Source organism: Bacillota bacterium, assembly GCA_040754675.1.
In the GTDB taxonomy this organism is placed as follows: Bacteria; Bacillota; Limnochordia; order Limnochordales; family Geochordaceae; genus Geochorda.
On record JBFMCJ010000758.1, the window covers coordinates 1 to 1,641 of the forward strand.

Annotated in this window: 2 protein-coding genes; both read right to left on the reverse strand. The window is 63.3% G+C overall.

Features of this window, described 5'->3' with window-relative positions; all coding sequences use genetic code 11:
- Nucleotides 1-13: 13 nt before the first annotated feature.
- On the reverse strand, nt 14-643 hold the full coding sequence (locus AB1609_23305; GenBank protein ID MEW6049363.1) for a hypothetical protein: 630 nt from the start codon (nt 641-643) through the stop codon (nt 14-16).
- A gap of 696 nt (nt 644-1,339) precedes the next feature.
- On the reverse strand, nt 1,340-1,510 hold the full coding sequence (locus tag AB1609_23310; protein MEW6049364.1) for a hypothetical protein: 171 nt from the start codon (nt 1,508-1,510) through the stop codon (nt 1,340-1,342).
- Nucleotides 1,511-1,641 lie beyond the last annotated feature (131 nt).

Genomic DNA, 1,641 nt, shown 5'->3' on the forward strand with positions numbered 1-1,641 from the left:
CCTGCTCGATTCGTCACCCTCGATGACGCAACCTCCGCAGCCACACGATTCCCCCCGCAATCATCCCGACGGACAACCAAAACCAAAACGGGAAGCCTAAGCGGCACAGCGACAGGACCAACTGGGGGCCCAGCAACGGGAGGCTGGCGCGGAGACCAACCCAGCCCAGCCCCCAAAGGATCAGGCCCAGAAGGCCGACGGCGCCGTGGTGAGCGAAATACGCTTGTTCCGAGCGCAGCCTGTGGCTCCAATCGGCAAGCAGGATATCGCGGACAACCCGCGGGTTGATGGGATACTCCTGGCGATCGAAACTTGCCCACACCTCCTTCAGTTGTTGGTACTCTGGTGCGGCAGTCACCGGCTGCGTCGGGTCGGCCGGAATGAGGACTGCGCAGACACGGCGGCCGGGCGGGCCGGCCTCGCTAACACGCAGGGTCGCATCGCCAGAGATTGGACTTCTGTAGAACGAGGTTTGGTGCCTTGCGGGGTCAAAGTAACCGTGGTCAGCCAGGAAAGACAGGACCCGCTGGCAGGTTGGCTCTCCAAGGTAGCTCTGGGCCCCCATAAGTGGGTAAAGGCCCGCACTCATCAGCAGGCATAGGACACCGACCCCCAAGACCAGACGGGGCAGGTACGGCTTCACTGCGCTGTCCCTCCTTGATGCAGTGCATCCAGACCATTGACGCCCGGGGCTACCACCCCCCAGGAACCCGCGGCGACAGCAACCAACGTCATCGCGTATCTCCGCATCTTGCCTCACCTGCGCCAACATGTCTTGCCGTCAGCCCGCCTGTATGGCAGCGGCCGCCTGTCCTTCGACCGCCGCCATACAGGCCGTCGCCGGCAGCTAGTTCCTCGGCCGGCGACATTCAACGTGTGGAGGTGGAGGTCACCCGGGGACCACTCCGGGTCGGGAGACAAGGTGCGGACGGCCATGATGGTCACGAATTCCACAGCCTGGCCTCTGGCCTGCAGTCGTACCACAACCGGGTAGTCCTGGTGGTCCTGCACGGCAAAGGGCAACCGGTCCGAGCTGATACGGATTTCCGCAGGGCGCACGCCCTTGTCTGCTTGCCGCGAAATCAACCCTGTCAAACGCTCCAGCTCCAGAGCCTGGTCCTCAGCCAACTTACTTCTTCGCGGATTCGCCTGAGCTCGACCCACCGGTCAACAGCGGACGCCGCCATCCCCCGACAGACGATCACAGGTATCCCTCAGGGGCTGGTCCTCGATAGTGCCGGACAGGTCTTTGCCCAGGGATGAAACGCCTTCCACCACCAATCCCGCGGGTTTGATCCCGGCTGATTCCACTTGCTGGTCACACCGTAGTAGATCCCCGTCAGGGAGGAGGCACGGTTGGGCTGTAGAGGCTGAAGGTCTGGTTCGTGCCCGTATAGGCGGGAACGTAACCGCCGAAGCGCCCCTTGTCGCTCAGGGGGACGGCAATTGCCGGGGTCGCTATTAGCATACTCACTGCGAGGGCGGCCAGCACATACTTGATCGGCTTCATCTCGAGACACCTCCCCGCCGAACGACGTGAGCGAAGGTCTCGCTGGTCCGGGTGCGGAAATCGGTGACGCCGTACGTGACGGCCGACCCCCCGACCCAGGTGGACGGCCCGTCGAAATGATATCCTTGAGG

Excerpts from the sequence above, each read along its gene's own strand:
- AB1609_23310 (MEW6049364.1), bottom strand. The coding sequence starts at position 1,510 with ATGAAGCCGATCAAGTATGTGCTGGCCGCCCTCGCAGTGAGTATGCTA.